This window comes from Streptomyces sp. NPDC025638 (genome assembly GCF_055558775.1).
This window is the reverse complement of sequence record NZ_JBVHLX010000007.1, coordinates 193,798-212,053: the sequence shown is the minus strand read 5'-3', so window position 1 is coordinate 212,053 and position 18,256 is coordinate 193,798. Positions and strand designations below refer to the sequence as shown.

Genomic DNA, 18,256 nt, shown 5'->3' with positions numbered 1-18,256 from the left:
TCGGGCTGTGGTCCGGGTCTCAGTACGTACCACCACACGCACCGCCGTCAGCGAAGGGGCCGGGGGATGAATGCCCGCACCGAGCCTGCAGAACCCGAGCCAGGAGCCATAGCCAGGCCTCCGCTCGGCCGTGAGCTCCTGCTCGTCGCAGGGCTCTTCCTCGTCTACAAGCTCGGCCGGCAGCTGGCCACCGGCCACACCGGCGAGGCCCTGCACAACGCCCGTCGCGTGTGGGACCTGGAACGGGCGGTACACCTTCCCGGCGAGGGCGACGTGCAGTCCGCGCTGCTGCACAGCGGCACCCTCGTGCACCTCGCGAACACCTACTACGCGACCGTCCACTTCCCGGCCACCCTGGCCTTCCTGGTCTGGCTGTATGTGCGGCGCCCGGCGCACTACGTCTGGGCCCGGCGGGTCCTCGCCGTGGTCACCGCGACCGCCCTGGTCCTGCCCTTCACGTTCCCGCTGGCCCCGCCGCGCATGCTGGCCGCGACCGGCCTGGTGGACACGGCGCGGCTGTACGGCCCGTCGGTCTACGGCCCCCCGCGGACCGACCATCTCTCCAACCAGTACGCGGCGATGCCGTCGCTGCACTTCGGCTGGGCCCTGATGGTGGCCATCGGGCTGATCGTGGCGACCAGGTCCCGTCGGCGCCTGCTGTGGCTGCTGCATCCGGCGATCACACTCGCGGTGATCGTGGGCACGGCCAACCACTACTGGCTGGACGCGATCGTCGCCACGGCCATGCTGGGCGTCGCGCTCGCCCTCATCCATCCGCCGCACCGCACGGCGACCACGGCGGGACGGGGCACGCGCACGCTCGTACCGGAGGAGCCCGTCCTGGTGGGAGCGGCCCGATGAGCGCCGTCCTGGTCGCCGCCGTCCTGTCGCTGATCTCGGCCGTCGCCTACGCGGCCGCCGCGGTGGCGCAGGCACGGCTCGCCTCCCGCGGCCCGGACGCGGGCCTGCTGCGGCTGCTCGGCACCGGCGCGTGGTGGTCGGCGGTGGGGCTGAACGCGGGCGCGGCGCTGCTGCACGTCGTGGCTCTCAAGTACGGCCCGCTGACCGTGGTGCAGCCGCTGGGCGCGCTCACCCTGGTCGCGGCGGTCCCGATGGGGGCGCGGGCGGCCGGGCGGAAGGTCAGCACGGCCGAGTGGCGAGGCACCTCGCTGACGCTCCTCGGGCTGGCCGCCCTGCTGGTGACCGCCTCGGGCCCGGCGCCCGACCGGGTGCTGAGCCTCACCGAGGCAGTGGCGGTCGCCGGTACGACCGCCGCCCTGATCGGCGCGCTGTCCTGGCCCGGCGCCCGGCCCGGCCTGCGGCACGCGACGGCGTCCGGCTTCGCCTCCGGTGTGGCCTCGGCGCTCACCCAGACGGTGACCGTGGCGGCGACGGACCGCACGGGCCCGGCGCTGGGCGCGGAGGAGGTCGTGGTGGCGCTGCTCGTCGCCGCGTTCGCCACCGGCGGGCTGCTGCTGTCGCAGACGGCCTACCGCGGCGGCCTCGGCGCCCCGCTGGCGGTGGTGACGCTCGCCAACCCGGTGGCGGCCGCGCTGATCGGCCTGACGCTGCTCGGGCAGGGTCTGCGGGGCGGCGCTGCTGGTGTGCTCCTCGCGCTGGCCGGGGCGGGTCTTGCGTCCTGGGGCGTGGTGCTGCTGACCCGGGAGACACCCTCGCCGGAGGCGAGCGACGAGGAGCACCCCGTGGCCGCGGTGCTCGCGCTGGAGCGGGGGACCGCGTCGCCCGAGTCGGTCCTGGCGCCGCGGCGACCGGAGCGCGGACACCTCACTCCGCTGTAGCAATTCCCCGGAACGGCACATTCTCCAGGAACAGCGCATTCTCCCGGAACGACACAAAGGCGGCGGCCGGTGCGTGCGCATCCCGCACGCACCGGCCGCCGTTGCCGTTGCGTTTGTTCTTGCCGTTGCCCGGCTGTGTCAGCCCAGGCCCCGCGAGTCCTGCTTGAGCGCCGTGTCGACGGTCAGTGCCGTCGCCACCACGAGGCTCAGCAGCGGCTCGGGGAGCTGGTAGTGGATCTGCAGGACGTAGTTGTCCGCGGTCGTGAACAGGGTCTTGGCGAGGCCTTCCCAGGTCTTGGTGATCCGGGCGACCTCGTTGTCCGCGTGGTCCACGATGGCGAAGTTCCACGCCCGCCAGTTCTCCGCCTTGATCGCGCCGACCTGCTGGCCGTTCGCGTTCATCGCGAAGTTGATCTTCCCGATCATGTTCTGCTGGACGATCTCGCCCACCGGCGAACCGTCCGGACGCGACACGATCACGCGTGACTTGAGGAACTTCGCCGGCCGGGTCAGCAGCAGTTGGGGCCGGCCGTGGGCGTCGCGGATCTCCAGCTTGTGCGTCAGGAACTGGTCGAGGCTGGAGACGAACCGCAGGATCTTCCTGAGCACGCCCTGGCCGACCTCGGTGACCGAGCCGATCTGGTTGCCGTTCTGATCCATGACCTTGTACTCGTTGGTCAGCTCGATCAGCTTGGCCTTCTGGTTCACCACCAGGACCGGCTCGGTGAACAGGGTGCCGCCACCGGGGCCGCCCGCGGCGACCCCGGCCTGCTGCTGCACCTGACGCTGCACCTTCGCGTCGGCGCCCGCCTGGTGCGGGACACCTGCCTGCGGAGGCGCCTGCTGAGTACCTTGCTGGGCCGGGCTGGTGTGGTCGGTCCACTGCGCGCCGTCCCAGTAGCGGAGCGTCTGGGCTGCCCCGTGGGGATCGGGGTACCAGCCTGCAGGAGTGTTCGATTGCGTGGTCACCGGGGCACACTACCCTGAGCCGACCAGGAGCTGACCAGTCCCCACGATGCGGTATTCATCGCCCTGTTACGCCGTGAGGATCGCGGGGTCACTGACACCGGAACACCCATTCTCGACATGTCCGGCGAACCGCCGCAAAAACGTGGGGTCGTTGTCGGATGTGACGGTGAGGTCGTACCAGCGCCTGCTCGCCGCGAGGTCGACGGCATGCCGCACCCTGGCGCCCGGCCGCACCTGGAAGGTCAGGGGCCGACCGGTGTAGCCGTTGACCAGCTCCAGCTCGACGGTGCGCGAGCCCTTGTTGGTGAAGGTGAGCTCGACGTGGTCGCCGCTGTGCCGCGCGGTGACCTCGGGTCCGGCCGCCTTGCCCGGGCCCTTGAAGACGCGCAGGAAGCCGTTGGGGCCGTGCACGGTCAGGTCGTACGAGCCGTTCGAGTACACGGAGTTCCAGGTGTCGGCGACCGTCTTGCCGGCCTCGGTGGTGTAGCTCCAGGGTCCGTCGGTGCGGTTTCCGGAGGTGACCAGGAAGGCGGCGCCGGCCTTGGCACCGGAGGCGAAGGTCAGCGTGAACTTTCCGGCCGCGCTGTCCGCCGAACCGTCCACGAACGGGACGTACTTGAGCGGGCGGGTGGGCTTGCGGCCGCGCTCCTGCCGGGGCAGGGCCCCCTCGGCGGGCGGGGTCGGGACGTAGTCCGGGTGGCGGTCGTGGTCCGGCGGCCGGTAGCCGTCGGTGTCCGGGAGCGCGACCGGGCGGGTGTCCTTGCGGGAGAAGTCGAACGCGGCGGTCAGATCGCCGCATATCGCGCGCCGCCAGGGCGAGATGTTCGGCTCGTGCACGCCGAAGCGGCGCTCCATGAAGCGGATGACCGAGGTGTGGTCGAGGGTCTCGGAGCAGACGAAACCGCCCTTGCTCCACGGGGAGACGACGAGCATCGGCACGCGCTGGCCCAGACCGTAGGGTCCGGCCACATGGCCGGCGTCGCCCTTGAAGAGGTCCGGTCCGGCGTCGACGGTGGACTTGCCCTGGGCCGCGGAGGCCGGCGGGAACGGCGGGATCATGTGGTCGAAGAAGCCGTCGTTCTCGTCGTACGTGATGAACAGGGCCGTCTTCGCCCACACCGCCGGGTCGGCGGTGAGCGCGTCGAGGACCTGGGCGATGTACCAGGCGCCGTAGTTGGCGGGCCAGTTGGGGTGCTCGGTGAAGGCCTCGGGGGCGACGACCCAGGAGATCTGCGGCAGCTTCCCGCCCTTGACGTCGGCCTTGAGCTGCTCGAAGAAGCCCTCGCCCGTGCGGGCGTCGGTGCCGGTGCGGGCCTTGTCGTAGAGCGGGTCGCCGGGCTGGGCGTTCTGGTACTGCTTGAAGTACAGCAGCGAGTTGTCGCCGTAGTTGCCGCGGTAGGCGTCCGGGATCCAGCCCCAGGAGCCGTTCGCGTCGAGGCCGTCGCCGACGTCCTGGTAGATCTTCCAGGAGATCCCGGCCCGCTCCAGGCGCTCGGGGTAGGTCGTCCAGCCGTAGCCCGCCTCGTCGTTGCCGAGGACCGGGCCGCCGCCCTGGCCGTCGTTGCCGGTGTAACCCGTCCACAGGTAGTAGCGGTTCGGGTCGGTGGAGCCGATGAACGAGCAGTGGTAGGCGTCGCAGATGGTGAAGGCGTCGGCGAGCGCGTAGTGGAACGGGATGTCGTCTCGGGTCAGGTACGCCATCGTCGTGGAGCCCTTGGACGGCACCCACTTGTCGTACTTGCCGCCGTCGAAGGCCGCGTGGCCGTCGTTCCAGCCGTGCGGAAGGTCCTGGATGAAGGCCATGCCGAGGTCGTCGGCGTCGGGGTGGAAGGGCAGCAGGTCCTTGGTGCCGTTCGACTGGTACCAGACCGGCTTGCCGTCCTGCCGGGTCACCGCCGGGCGCGGGTCGCCGAAGCCACGGACGCCTCCGAGCGAGCCGAAGTAGTGGTCGAAGGAGCGGTTCTCCTGCATCAGGACGACGATGTGCTCGACGTCCTCGATCGATCCCGTGCGGTGGTTCGCGGGCAGCGCGGCGGCGCGCTGGATGCTGTTGGAAAGCGCGGTGAACGCCGTGGTGGCGCCCGCGAGTTGAAGGAATCGGCGCCGGTTGACTTCGGACATGAGCGAGGAACCTCTCATCCTGATGTGCGCGATGGCCGGAACGTGGAACCCGGATGACGGAACGTGCGCGATGCGAGTGTTCCAAGAGCAGCAAACGACAGGGAAGGGTGCGATGGCGCCGATGTGACGCCTGACGGTACGCGGGGCCAAGTCCTCATCAAGTAAGCGCTTCGCGGACATTGACACCGCCCCCGCCGGAGCGGAAATGACGCCCCGGTCGCCGAAAAAGATCATATTGGCGTCTTTTTGCATTGCATGCTCTCGGACGGCCGATTTCTGGCCTAATAGGTACCCTCACGCCGCCGCGACGAGTGGCGCCGGATGAGCACATCGGGGGCAGAGCGTCAGCGCGCGCTCTTCGTACGAGGGGGATCCGCAGCCATGGCCGAGCAGTTAACCCTGCCCGAAATGCGGGCATTTGCCCGAGAAACGCTAAAAATGCTCGGTGAGCAGCAGACCGACGCACACGAGCAACGTTCGGCGGTGCAGGCGCTGGCCAAGGAGCTGGCCGCCCGCGCGGCCCAGCCGGTCACCTTCGGCGTCGTCGGCGAATTCTCGGTCGGCAAGTCCCTGCTGCTGGGCACGCTCCTGGGCAAGTCCGACCTGCTGCCGGTGGAGAACCGCAAGGCCACTGGCAACATCACGGTGCTACGGCTGCGGCAGCAGCCGGGCGGCGACGAGGAGGGCCGCCCCCAGCAGACGTACGCGGACCCGACGGCCGAGATCCACTACCTCACGGCCAAGCGCCTGGGTGAGTGCGTACGGACCATCCTCGACGAACTCGCCGACGGCCTCGACCACGAGCACCCCGAACTCGTCGCCGGCGCGGTCCTGCGCAGCCTGGACCCGCTCAACAGCCCCGAGGGCTGGACCCTGTTCGACCAGTGGGTCGGCTGTCTGTGGCCGGAACAGGGCCCCGGACAGCCCGATCCGCTCGTGGATCCACTGCGCATCGCCTCCACCCACCGCGCGGCCGCCGCCGAACTGTGCCGGATCCGCGACGCCTGGCTGAGCCAGGACGGCGTCATGGGCACGGTCCAGCGGCTGCCCTCCAAGCATCTGCGCGAAGCCCTCGACCACGGTGTGGAGGAACGGATCCCGGCCAGGCTGCCGCTGCGCCGCGTCCAGCCGTTCACCCCGGCCGAGATCAGGAACGACACCGAGGCGCTCAGCCGCAGCTTCGACCTGATCGAGCGCGTCGTGCAGGACGTGTACGTCTCCCCCGAGCACTGGGAACTGAACGAACTGCTGGCCGACCACGAGGTGCAGTTTCTCGACTTCCCCGGCATCGGCGGCGCCGGCTCGTACGGCCGCGACACCCATCTCAGCCGCCGTGAACTCGCGGACGTGCACACCATCCTCGTGGTGCTGGACGCCCGACGCGCGGGCACCCAGGGCGTCGAGAGCTTCTGGGGGATGCTGACCCAGGACGGCCGCAGCACCGAGGTGCTGGGCAAGGCCGCCCTGGTAGCCGCGAGCTTCTTCGACCAGGTCCCGGTGCCCGGCACCCCGGAGACCGCGGTCGACGCCACCGAACTGCTGCACGCCTCGGACGAGTTGAACGCCATCCACGTCCACTCCGACAAGTTCGTCCGGGGCCGCGAAGAGGCGGTGGTGCTGACCTCCGCGATCACCGCGATCCGCCGCTACGGCCTGCCCTACGCCGCCTTGTCGCCGGGTTCGCAGGCCCGGATCGACGACGCCCAGCGCGCCCTGGACGCACGCGGCGAACAGGGCGGCGGCACGGGGTGGACCGCGCTGGCCGACCGCTTCCAGTCCCTCGCCCCGCACGGCCACTGGGCGGACCGGCTGCGCGCGGTCGCCGACGACGGCGGTGTGCGCAAGCTGCACCGGCTGATCGAGGAGCATCTGAGAGCGAACGGCGTGGCCCTCAAGCAGGAGCTCGCCGAGCGCTCCCGGCGCAAGCTCTGGGACGCGCTGCGCGCCCTGCAGTACCAGGTACGCCAGGAGAGCGGACCCACGGTCGCCACCTCCGCGGAATTCCGTGAACTCACCGAGCGCCTCGGCCAGTACCGCGGACTGCTGGCCACCCTCATGGCCGAGCTCGACGAGCTGCGCGCCACGGCTCCGCAGGACGTCGCCGCGTCACCCCCACCGCTGAGCCTGGCCGGTGCCGCGGCCGAGGTCCGGCAGGCGGTGTACGAGTGGGGCGAGTGGGACCTGCTGCTGCAACGGGCCCGGAACGACGAGAACGGCCTGGTGTCGCGCAGCGCACCACCGCGCCCGGCCGGTGAGTTCAGCATTGTGCTGCCCGGCCGGGTCAGCGCGCCCGCCCCGGCCACCGGGGTCCGCTCGACCGACACGACGAAGGGCTACATGACGCGCTTCGCCGCCCTCGTGGAGGGCCACACGGACCGGGACCGGGAGCGGCTGGACAGCTGGCTCGGCACCTGGCAGGAGAGGTGGGAGGCCGAGTTCGAGGGCCTGCGCTCCTGGTTCGAGGAGCCCGGCACGCTGCCCCTGCTGAGCGAGGTCTATCTGAGCCACCTCGGCGACCCGGAGGAGGTCGAGAACCGGCTGACACAGCTGTGGACCGCGCTGCACCCCGCGGAGGTCGTCGGCCACCAGCGCCGCCAGCACCACCAGGACAACGGCCCCCGGGAGAACCCGGCCGACCGCTTCCCCGGACTGGCCGACCACGCGCTGCCCTGGCACCACGCCATGCCGGAGGGCGAGCTCATGACCGAGCGCCAGGAACGCCACCCGATCATCGTGACGCGGCTGCGGCAGTACACCGCCGACGCGGCGGCGGCCGTCGTCACCGAGCGCCTCAACCGGCTGTTGAGCGGCCGGGTCGACGTACTGCACACCTTCTACGAGAAGACGGCGCAGTGGGTGCTCGCCGATCACGACATCCGCCCGCCGCGCGGCACTCCCGGTGCCCGGCACGCATCCCAGGGCGAGGCGCCGGCCGACGGCCCGGGAGGTGGACCGGGTCACGCCGACGATCGCGGCAACCAGCCCATCGACGTGCTGATGAGGACTTGGAGGAAGGCCTGATGCCCGAGCTGGTGCTCTCGTTCGACGTGCCGGACACCGCGGACGGCGCCAAGTCGCCGTACGTCCGCTCCCGAGGCTCCCGGGAGTTCGTCCTCCATGCCCAGGACGGCCGCTACCCGCTGCCCGTGGTCACCCTGCGACTGGCGGCCGCCCACGACAACCCGTACTTCAACACCACGCTTCCCGGCAGACTCACGATGCGCCCGGGCGACGGTTCGGTCCTGCCGCCCCGGCTGGAGCAGGCGCTGCGGGCGGCCTGGCTGCACGCGCACTCGTCCACCAAACACATGCTGGCCGACACCGTGCTGTCCAGGGACGCCTTCGTCGACACCTCCTTCCTGCTGTTCGGGTCCGCCACGCAGCCGAACGAGCCATGGACGAACGGCCTCCCGCTGCGTGTCGACGTGACCTGGGAGCTGGACTACCAGAGCAAGGCGGGCCGCGACATCGTCCAGGGCACCGTGCTGCTGGAGTTCCGGCCGCCGCACGAGGAACCGGAGCCCACGGCCGGGGAGGAGGAGTCGTCGCTGCCGGAGTTCCTGACCCTGCGCAAACCGTCCGACCGGCACTTCCAGGAGTTCGTGGTCGTCGACTTCGGCACCACCGCCTCCACCGTCACGCTGCAGAGCGCCGCCAAGGTCACCCAGTTCCCGGTCGACCCCGCCCAGGGCAGGGCGCTCGGCACAATGCTCGGCGAACTGCTCGACCCGCGGCCCGACTGGCCCGCCCCGTACCGGACCGCCGTCGACAACCTGCTGGCCTCCCAGGTGCGCCTGGGCTCGGGAGAGACCGTCGGCGGACGCGAGGCCCTGGACCTGATGCGCGAGGAGAACCCGGACGCGGTGGACGCCCTCCTCCTGGCGATGGAGCAGATCCGCCAGCACGGCGACACGGAACTGCGCGAGTGGCTGGTCCCCCGGCTGCACCGCGGCTACTCCCGGGTCACCGACACGCCGCCGCTGCGGATGCACTCACTGCGCCCCGTCCAGTTCCAGGGGAAGAACGCCGAACTCACCTACGCGCCCGCGAGCGCCCTGCTGGAGGACGACTCCGACGGTGTGGCCGGGGCCCCCGAGCAGCGCCGCTTCCAGCTCGTCGACGCGCCCGCCGCGATCACCGGACTCAAGCGTCAGGTCATGCGGCTGCGGCCCGGCGACGTCCCCGGCTCGGACCTCAGCGCGATCCATCTCACCCAGCACATGTATCTCCAACTGGTCAGCGCCGCCGAGGAGTTGACCCGGGACTCGGCCACCGACAGCAGCACCGTGCAGACCGTCGTCGTCACCTATCCGACCACCGCCCTGCCGGAGGTCAAGGACCGGCTGCTGACGCTGGTGAAGAAGGCGCTGAACGCCCAAGTCGTGGTGATGGACTACGACGAGGGGCTCGCCGCCGGTCTGTTCTTCGTCATGCGCGAGCTGTCGGGCAATCTCAACCTGGGCCTGGAGGCACTGCGCGCCCGCTCCCGCCGTGTCGTACGGGTGCTGCCCGCGCGGTCCGCGGCGGGGCCGGAGGACGAGGCCGCCCGCGAGCGCCGGGTTCCGGTGCTGCCCGCGACCTGGCACCGCACCATGCTGGTCATCGACATCGGCGGCGGCACCACGGACATCGCGCTGCTCCGGCTGGTCCTCACCGACGTCACACCGGAACGGCCCGGCGGCGACCCGGCGTTCCTGGGCCGGCGCTACCGGCTGGAGCCCCTGCTGCTCGGATCCACGGGCCATGAGCAGCTGGGCGGCGACCTGCTCACGCTCCAGGTCTTCCACTGGCTCAAGGCCGTGCTCGTCGACGCCCTGTGGGAACCCCCGGGCGGCACGCCGCCGAACCGCCGGTCTCTGGCGGCCCAGGTCGCCGAACAGGCCGGGCGGCAACTGGAATCGGTGGTGGGCGCGGACATCAAGGAGGTACTCGACCGCTGCATCCCGACGCGTTACGACGCCTCGACCCTGCAGCCCCAGCTCGCCCGGGACCGGTTCCACGCACTGTGGCAGCTGGCCGAGCGGACCAAGTGCCTGCTGGGAGCGGCCGATCCCGCCGAGCCCCCGGTGCTGCGGAAGGACGACGTGCACGAGTTCGTGCAGAGCGCGGACGTGCCGCTGAGCAATCCCACCGGTGATCTTCCCCTGGATCCCGGGCAGTTCCGGCGGCTGATGCGACCGGTACTGGAACGGGCCGCGGAGATGGGCGCCGATCTGGTGCGCAGCACCTTCGAACGCGAGTGGGACGTCGACGCCGGGGCCGCCGGGACAGGACGGGCCGCCGCGTTCCCGCCCGTGCTCGATCAGGTCGTCATCTCCGGCCGGACCAGCAGCATGCCCATGGTCCAGGAGACGATCGCGGACGTACTGACCCGGGCGGACGCGGGCTCACGGCGCAAGTTCGGCTGGACCCCCACCGCGCTGGCCATCGAGACCGGGTTCGCGGCCAAGCAGGCCACCTCCCTGGGCGCGGCCTGGGCCCATGCCATCAGCAAGCGCGCGGGCGTGGCCGCCGCGGCGAAGCAGCAGAACATGAGTGAACTGGACATCGTCACCCACGGCCTGTTCGCCAGCCTGCCCTGCGACCTCGGACCGCTCGGCCAGGCGGGGCGCCGGCTGGTCCTGCTGCGGGCCGGCGAACCCTTCGTCGAGCTGGACGAGGTCGGCACCCGCGGCATCCGCTCGCGCCACTGGAACGAACTGCCCGAGCTGCTCGAACTGCACCGGTTCACCTCCTCCTCCCGGTCCATCCAGTGGGGCAGCTTCGACCTCGCGCTGGCCGCGGCCCGGGACCGGCTGGACCTGTCGGCACCGGTCTGGAGCGGCCGCCGCGCCAAGTACCTGATCGAGGTGGACCAGCAGCTCGTCCCGCAGATCCTGATCTGCTCCGGCGCCCCCCACTACTACGTCGACTCCGAGAGCCACCATCTCCCGCTCGCCGACCTCGTCCCCGACGCCCACTTCGATCCCGAGGTCAGCCGCTGCCGCCTGCCCGGACGCCTGTGCGTCCCGGACGCCGGCGGCGCGCTCGTCGAGGTCTTCCCCCGGCCCGCCGCCGGATCCTCCGAGGAGGAGTACTTCCCGGACGTCTTCCACCCGGACCGCGACGGCACCCAGCGCACCGTCCCCGGCCGCAGGGCCGTGATACCGGTGCCGCCCATCGGCCGGCAGTACGAGTTCCACCTCGACGACGGCAGCGGCAACACGCGGAAGCTGGAGGGCCTGGCGGTCCTCGACGCCGCCTCCAACGGCCCCCAGCGCCTGCACATGGCGACGCTCGACGCCCGCGGCCACCTCCGTGTGTTCCGTGGCGCGGTGCCCTTCGCCGAGACGAGGCACCTGCCGGAGGTGGAGCGGTTCCCCGGGCGGGTCTACCGGCGCCGTATGGACGAGGGCCGCCCCGACTTCAACGACCTCTGGAATCCCCTGACGGGAGAGCACTGATGGACGACACCGGAGCACTCGCCGCGGCGCCTCCGGTCGCGCGACGGAGCACGGCCCCGGCCGGACCGGCGGACGTCGGCGACCTCCTCGGCTCCTTCTCGGCCGCCGTCAGCGAACTGGCGGACCTGCCGTCCGCGAGCCGGGACGTGCTCATCGACGGCCTGCGTGCCTGCTGCGCACGGATGGCGGCGCAGCTGCACGACGAACGGCTCAGCGCCGACCCCGAGCGCGCCCAGGTGCTGGCCTACGACGCGCTGAGCGCCGTAGGCCTGCTCGCCCACCGGCTGGGCCGCGGCACACCACCGGCCGCCCGGCGAACCACGCCGGCACCGGATTCCGCGACCGAGCCCACCGTGCGGCACGGGGCGGGCAGCGCGGCCGGGGCCGCCCGGGCGAGTGACGCCGACGAGGCCGACGCGGACCGGCCGGACAAGGACCCCCTGCCCGCACCGGTTCTCCCGGGCCACAGCGGGTCGGCCCGCGCGGACGGTTCCGTTCCCATGGGGCAGGACGCGGGTCTTCCGCCACAGGAGGGCGGCACCGCCGCGCGGGCGGTGAGCACGGCCGGGCAGCCCGCCGCGCCGCCCAGGCCCACCTATCCGCCGCTGCCGATGGACCATACGGAGCGGCTGCGCAAGGCGCTGGCCGAACGGTTCGAGAGCCTGTACAAGGACCCGGACACCAAGCCGTGGCTGGACGCGCCGATCCCGCAGCTGAAGCCGAAGGGCTGGGGCGGCATCGCGGAGCCGACGACGGTCGAGGAGATCTGGTCCGCCGCGCACATGGCCCTGCTGCATCTGCCGGCCGAGCAGATGGACCGCTGGCGCGACGACCTGTGGCAGACGGCTCGCTCGGCGGCCGAGGACGACATCCGCTTCACCTCCGAATGGAGCGCGGCCAGGGCTCCCGAGGACCCGAGCGTCATCATTCCGGCCCTGCCGGGTCACTGCACGGAGGAGCGACTGGCCGTCCGGCCCGACACGGAAGGGGAGTTGCCGGCTTCGCTGCCGCCCGCCCTGGCCGCCGCGGCGCGGGCGGGCGAGCCGGACCCGCGGCATGAACGATGGCGGGTGTGGGCGGTGCGGGCCGGGCAGATCCTGCGGCTGACCGCGCTCGACTCCGCTCTGGTGCTGTGCTGGAAGGGCAAGGTCGCCGGGCCCGTCGACCAGGACTACTTCACCACGCTGCTGGAGGAGCGGCTGCGCAGGCTCATGACGGACGGCGCGTTCCGCGCGGAGTACGAGCTCGACGCTCTGATCGGTTCCGTGCTGCGGCCCACCGTCGCCGCGCTGGACAGCTGGTGGTGGCAGTGGCGCATCGCGCCCTGGGCGGACCTGGCCGGCTCGGCACCGCGCGCCGGTTACGAGTTCTTCCCGCACCAGAACATGAAGTTCATCGATCGTGACCAGGTGTCGCGGTTCACCGCCGGGGAGAACGTCCCGGGGCGCGCGCAGCCCTCGGCCCCGCTGGTCCAGTGGGTGCTGCACGCCCTGGTGCGCCGCCCCGGCTCCCAGGAGAAGGGCCTCGGTGTGGTCGTCGTCCAGCAGCCGAGTGTGTCCGGGAGGACGAGATGACGAGCGGGTCCGGGAGGACGAGATGACGGTTGTGAATGCCCTGCTCGCCGCCCTGGGCGCGCTCCTCGCGGGCGCCCTGGCCCTGCTCTGGCGGTTGCGCCACCTCTTCGGCCGGGAACGCCTGCGGCTGCGGGACGAGATCGCCCGTCTGGAGGCGGCGCTGCCGCCGGCGGACATCGCCCAGGAGCTCTGGCGCTCCCGGGCCGAGGCCGAGGACGCGGTCCGGGAGCGGGACACTGCGCGGACGAGGGCGGCGCTGCTGGAGAACTCGTTGACCGAGGCCCTCACGGACCGGGACGAGCTCGGCAGGGGGCGCGACGAACTCCTGGCGGAGCGGGACCGACTCGCCGAGGAACGCGACCGCCTGACGGCCGCGCGGGACCAACTCGCCGATCGACACGGCAAACTGACGGTGAAACACGAACGCCTCCGCAAGGACCACAAGCGGCTGTCCGAGCAGATGGCGGAGACCCGGTCGCAGCGTGACGAGGCCCGGCGCGTGGCGGACGAGGAGGCGTCCCGGCGCAAGCTCGCGGAGGAGCGCGCGCTGCCGCGCGACAGCGCCCAGATGAGCCATCCGGGCATGCGGGCACAGCTCGACCGCATCCGCAGTCTGATCGACCCCGGCGGCACCTCAGCACAGCCGCTGTCGAACATCCGCGACCTGTTGCCCGTGATGCCCCAGCACCCCTCGCTGAGCGCCGACGCGGTGGCCGACAGCGTCGTCGACGGTGCCGATCTGGGCGCGGTGGTGGTCCGGGCGGTGTCGACGTGCGGAGACCGGCACCGACGGGAGCGGCAGCACCGCCGCGATGCCGTACTGCTGCGGATGCCCACGGCCCGGGGCCGGCGTCATCTGCTGAGTACGGTTGCGGCCGGAGCGCCGGACGGCGCGTGGTCGCAGTCCGCGGCGGCACATGTGTGCCGGGCGCTGGAGATGCAGGTGGTGCGGAGCGCGGACGCCCTGGCCGAGGGGCTGGACGGCCCGGCGACCGATCCCGTCCCGTCGGGGGCGCAGGCGACACTGCGGCTCGCCCTGCGCGATGTCGGCCGGGCCGTCGAGGTGGAGGGCAAGCAGCGCGGGTGGATCGCCCTGGACGGCTCGCCCGCGGAGCGGGCGACCGCGACCGGGGTGACGGCCGTGCTGACCCCGCTGGACGACCGGCAGTCCCGGACGCATCTCGTGTTCGGCGTCGGCGACGGGTCCGTGCTGCGACTGCGCAAGGGACGCTGGGAACAGGTGTTTGCCGCCGCGGGAGCCCCGGGCGCGACGGCCGGCCCGCTGCCGGACAACACCGCGGTGAACTGGGCCCTGGTGGAGACCCTGCCTCGGGAGTTGCTGGTGGTGTGCACCCGTCCGGTGACCGACCTGCTGCTGCGGGAGGACACGGGACGGCAGTTCGCCGACCTGTGGTCCGCGGGGCAGCCGACGCTGCCGTGGTTCCTGTCCAGTGTCGTCGCGAAGGTGGAAGCGGCGGTGGAGGACCGCAGCCTGGTGTGTCTGTGGGACTTCGGGTACGCGGCCGACGCGGAGCAGGACCTCTTCTGGGACGCGGGCCCGGTCGGCACGCCCGGTTCGCGGGTCGGCTGAGGCCCCGTCAGCCGACCAGGCCGTGGCGTTGCCCCAGGGCGTCCGCCCTGAGGTCCCCGGGGTTCCGCCGCCGCAGGATGGTCACGAGCACTCCGGCCACCGCGCGCACACCGGCGTCGGACCTGTCGGCTGCGGGGCCGAGGCGGTCCCGCAGCCTCCGCAGTGCCTCCTCGGCATGGGCCACGGCCTTGTCGTGCTCCCTCGGGTCGGACACGCGCCGGGCGAGGTCGGAGTGGTATCCGGCGAGATTGCACAGCGACTGCGCGAGGCGTTCCTCGAAGGCGGGGTTCTCGGCGGCGAGCAGCTCGCGGGTGCGGACCGCGGCCCTGCCCCGTCTGAGCGCGGTCGGCAGGTCGCCCGCGTCGGCGGCGAGGCGGCCCAACAGGTCGAGGACCTCGCTGAGTTCCTCGAAGCCGGACGTTCCCCCGGCGTGGAGCTGCCCCAGGATCGCCAGCGCCTCGTCGCCCGCCTCCCGCGCCTTCGGGATGTCGCCCACGCTGCCGTACGCCGCGCACAGCACCGACAGCGCGTCCGCGAGCCCGGCCTCGTGTCGCCGGTCGGGTCCCGGTTCTGCCGCGCGGAACGTCTTCACCGCCTCCTCCGCCAGCCGCACGGCCGAGGCACGTCGGTCCTCGTCGCCGGCCTGCTGCAGCACACTGGCGATGTTCACGAGGATGCGGGAGCGCTCGGTCGGCTTCAGCGCCGGCCCCTCGGTCCGCCGGACGAGCAGCAGCGCCTCGTCGACGGATTCCCACGACTTCTCGGTCTGTCCGTCACCCAGTTCCAGCGACCCGAGGGTGGCCAGGGCGCTCGCCAGGCCCGCCCGGTAGGCGGCCGGATGGTGCTCGGCCAGCACACGCCATGCGTCGACCGCGCGGCCGGCCTCGCGAAGGGCCTCAGTCGACTGGCCCGCCCGGGAGTAGGAGCGGACCCGCTCGTCGGCGCTGCGGGCCAGGTCCACGCCCGTGGTGGCCCGGTCCGCGTCGTAGGGGGCGAGGCGGCGGTCGATCGCGGCGACTCCGACCGCGAGGTCGGCACCGCGGTGCCTGGGCAGCTCCGCACGGATCCGCACCAGCAGGTCGGTGTGCTCGGTGGTCTCGGCGAAGGTGGCGAGGAAGGTGCCCCCGGCGCGCACCGCGAGCTTCGGGTGGTCCCTCAGCAGCGGATGCAGGACCGCGCTCGCGACATGGGACCAGCGGCGGGAGGTCTCCGCGAGCATGGTCATCGCGTACGGCGTCCACGGCGGCCCGTCGGGTTCGGAGCCCGACGGGAGGAGCAGCCGTTCGGCGAGTTCCTGCGCCTCCATCTGGGCGGGGTAGTCCGCGCTGTGGCCGGGGATGGTGAGCGCCAGGAAGTCCTCGCCCAGCCGGTCCGGGTACAGCGGCTCCAGGGCGGCGCTCTGGGCACCGTCGAGGGGCGGATAGCACTGGCGGTGGAGGTTCAGCAGCGGGTCGATGACCTCGTCGGCCCTGATGCCGGCGCGACGCAGGGCCCTGCGCGCCTGTCGCACCGGCAGTCCGCCGGTGACCGTGGCGACGAAGACGGCTCGTCTGACCTGGTCGAGCGTGAGCCCGCGGAAGTCGCGGTGGCCCAGGACGTCCTCCCACTGGGCGCGCTCGCGGGCGAGCAGATCCGCGGACACGGCGACCGGGTCGACGGGGGCGGGCGTACCGGACAGCTGTGCCAGCACGTCCACCAGGGCCGCCATGTGCACCGTCAGGACGAGGGAGAAGTCGCGCAGGTTCCAGTCGGGTTGCCTCTCGACGGGTTTGGGGCGCACCCGGTCGATAGGGACGCCGAGTGCCTGGGCGTAGCCCTCGCGCGCGGTCTGGAACTCCATGGGCCGGTGGCTCGGGTCAGGGGTGTGCGAGCTGAGGGGGACGGCGTTGTGCAGGGCGATGACGGTCGGCAGACGCGAGGTGAGGGCGGTCCACCAGTGGCCTGTCATCCGGGCGAGCAGCAGGACCCGTAAGGGGCCGGAACCGGACGAGGCGACGAACTCCAGCAGCGCGCTCAGTTCCTCGGTCGGCCACCGGTCGGCGTAGTCGACGACGACGAGGGTCCCGGCGCCACCGGAGCGCCAGCGGCCCCCGGCGGCCTCGCGCAGCACGGAGACCTGCTTCGGGCGGCGGACGGCGTGCCAGGCCTGCCATCCCTCCTTCGCCCATTCCTCGGCCAGATGGCGGGCGAAGCGCGTCTTGCCCTGGCCGCCACCGGCGTACAGGACCCTGAGGCGCGCGCCGCCGCCCTCGCGCCAGGCGGCGAAGTTCACCAGTTCGCGTTCCCGGCCGTGGAAGGGGACGACGGCGCGGTCGGCCCGCAGCAGGAGGCTCGGGGTGATACGGGCCCCGTCCGGCTCGACGGGGTCGAACTGCTCGGGGTAGCGCCGCAGTACGCAGCTGGAGCCCGGAGCGCTCACCACGTCGGGCGTCACGGTGTCGGCGGTCCCGACGGCATCGGGCCCGGGGTCCGGCGGGGGACGCCACTGACGGTTGCGGACGAGGGCGAGGTGGTCGCCGTGGCCGGCCTGGCTGTGCCGGGGACGGGGCATCCGCCGCTCGCGCAGCCCGCGGACGACGGCGGTCGTGACGGCGCGCAGGGTGAGGGCCCGGTCCGGTGAGGGCACACCACCGCGCAGCGTCTTGAGCAACTCGCCCGTGAAGACGGTGTGTTGCTCGCCGGGTACGGCGATCGAGATGCTGTCACGGGCGGACGAGGTCAGGATGTAGGCGCTGCTGGGTTCGATCTCCCGGTCCATCACGGACTCCATGTCCGACATGGCGGTCGCCATACCGCTCCAGCAGCAGTCCAGGATGATCACCGCATGGCGGGCCCTGCGTTCGGTGACGATCTCTCTGATGTCGACGAACGGGATCTTCCGCGCGCTGAGGGTGTCGCCGGTGGAGGTGACGGTCGGCAGGACGAGCTGGGACTTGAGGATGGCTCCGTGGCCCGCGAAGTACACCACCACGGTGTCCTCGGCGCTGTTCGCGGCGGACAGCACGCGCACGAGGACTTCGGTGGGGTCCTCGGGGTCCTCGATCACATCGCAGTGCTCCGGGGGCAGGCCCCACAGGTCCGGATCGGTGAGGACCGCCTTGAGGTCGGCGAGGTTCGTCGCGACCGCGGGCAGGGATGGCCAGCGGGCGGGGTCGGCGTAGTGGGTGACCCCGATGAGGACGGCCCGTGACTTCGCCGGGTCCGGGTGGTGGATCACGCTTCGCCACCGGCAACGAGTGGCTCTCCCTCGCCCGACGGCTGCTGCTCCTCGCCCGACGCCTCGTCGCCGCCCTGGGCGAGAACTTCGAGCAGTTGCCGTGACATCTCAAGGGCGGCTTGATGGTCGCGGGCCTGGCGCACCTCGAACTCCACGCTCCGCGATCCGCACGTCACCTTCATGCTGATGCTCCGCTGACGGCCCGCCAGCCAGGCGGTGAGGGCCTGGACCAGGGCGGCACCCACCCCGCCCGCCCCGAGCACCATCACCAGGTCCTTGATCACGCCGCTCATCGCACCGTCGACGCCGGGCGCAGGCCGCGCTTCGACGGCGAGCGGGCGCAGCTCCGGGTCTCGGGCCAAGTCGTGACGCAGATCGTCGAGTTCGATGTGCGGCCGCTCAGTGCCGAGGATCTCCACCACCAGCTTCATCGCCTCAGCTTGGCAGATCCCGCACCAAACCATATGACGTTCGGGCAAACCACTGAACGGGCGGATGTCCCGTGACATGCCCCCCGAGGAGCGGACCCGCGCTTCGCCGAA

At 72.1% G+C, this 18,256-nt stretch carries 10 protein-coding genes; 6 read left to right on the top strand and 4 right to left on the bottom strand.

Annotation, left to right across the window (positions count from 1 at the left end; genetic code table 11):
• Window positions 1-66 precede the first annotated feature (66 nt).
• Window positions 67-861: a phosphatase PAP2 family protein gene (locus ACZ4EG_RS19965; protein WP_467791517.1), complete on the top strand. Its 795-nt coding sequence runs from the start codon at window positions 67-69 to the stop codon at window positions 859-861.
• Window positions 858-1,799, top strand: a complete 942-nt coding sequence (locus tag ACZ4EG_RS19960) for a DMT family protein (protein ID WP_467791516.1) — start codon at window positions 858-860, stop codon at window positions 1,797-1,799. The genes ACZ4EG_RS19965 and ACZ4EG_RS19960 overlap by 4 nt, the downstream gene beginning before the upstream one ends.
• Before the next feature lie 138 nt (window positions 1,800-1,937).
• Here ACZ4EG_RS19960 and ACZ4EG_RS19955 read toward each other — a convergent pair whose 3' ends face one another.
• Entirely contained in the window at window positions 1,938-2,768 is an 831-nt protein-coding gene (locus ACZ4EG_RS19955; protein ID WP_363294937.1) for an LURP-one-related family protein, read from the bottom strand.
• Window positions 2,769-2,834: 66 nt separating this feature from the next.
• Window positions 2,835-4,889, bottom strand: a complete 2,055-nt coding sequence (locus ACZ4EG_RS19950) for a phosphocholine-specific phospholipase C (RefSeq protein ID WP_467791515.1) — start codon at window positions 4,887-4,889, stop codon at window positions 2,835-2,837.
• 381 nt (window positions 4,890-5,270) lie between these two features.
• On the opposite strand from ACZ4EG_RS19950, the gene ACZ4EG_RS19945 reads away from it, so the two are divergent.
• The 4 genes from ACZ4EG_RS19945 to ACZ4EG_RS19930 are packed head-to-tail and all read left to right on the top strand — an operon-like array spanning window position 5,271 to window position 14,497.
• The gene (locus ACZ4EG_RS19945; RefSeq protein WP_467791514.1) at window positions 5,271-7,910 is read left to right on the top strand and encodes a hypothetical protein; all 2,640 of its coding nucleotides are present in this window, start codon (window positions 5,271-5,273) and stop codon (window positions 7,908-7,910) included.
• Window positions 7,910-11,332 (top strand): hypothetical protein, encoded by a 3,423-nt coding sequence (locus tag ACZ4EG_RS19940; RefSeq protein ID WP_467791513.1) that lies wholly within the window; start codon window positions 7,910-7,912, stop codon window positions 11,330-11,332. Before ACZ4EG_RS19945 ends, ACZ4EG_RS19940 begins: the two co-directional genes overlap by 1 nt.
• Complete coding sequence (locus ACZ4EG_RS19935; protein WP_467791512.1) at window positions 11,332-12,906, top strand: hypothetical protein; 1,575 nt, start codon at window positions 11,332-11,334, stop codon at window positions 12,904-12,906. The genes ACZ4EG_RS19940 and ACZ4EG_RS19935 overlap by 1 nt, the downstream gene beginning before the upstream one ends.
• A gap of 22 nt (window positions 12,907-12,928) precedes the next feature.
• Entirely contained in the window at window positions 12,929-14,497 is a 1,569-nt protein-coding gene (locus ACZ4EG_RS19930) for a hypothetical protein (RefSeq protein ID WP_467791511.1), read from the top strand.
• 7 nt (window positions 14,498-14,504) lie between these two features.
• Here ACZ4EG_RS19930 and ACZ4EG_RS19925 read toward each other — a convergent pair whose 3' ends face one another.
• Window positions 14,505-17,714, bottom strand: coding sequence for a caspase, EACC1-associated type (locus ACZ4EG_RS19925; protein WP_467791510.1), 3,210 nt, complete (start codon window positions 17,712-17,714; stop codon window positions 14,505-14,507).
• The gene (locus ACZ4EG_RS19920) at window positions 17,711-18,145 is read right to left on the bottom strand and encodes an effector-associated constant component EACC1 (RefSeq protein ID WP_467791509.1); all 435 of its coding nucleotides are present in this window, start codon (window positions 18,143-18,145) and stop codon (window positions 17,711-17,713) included. Before ACZ4EG_RS19920 ends, ACZ4EG_RS19925 begins: the two co-directional genes overlap by 4 nt.
• Window positions 18,146-18,256 lie beyond the last annotated feature (111 nt).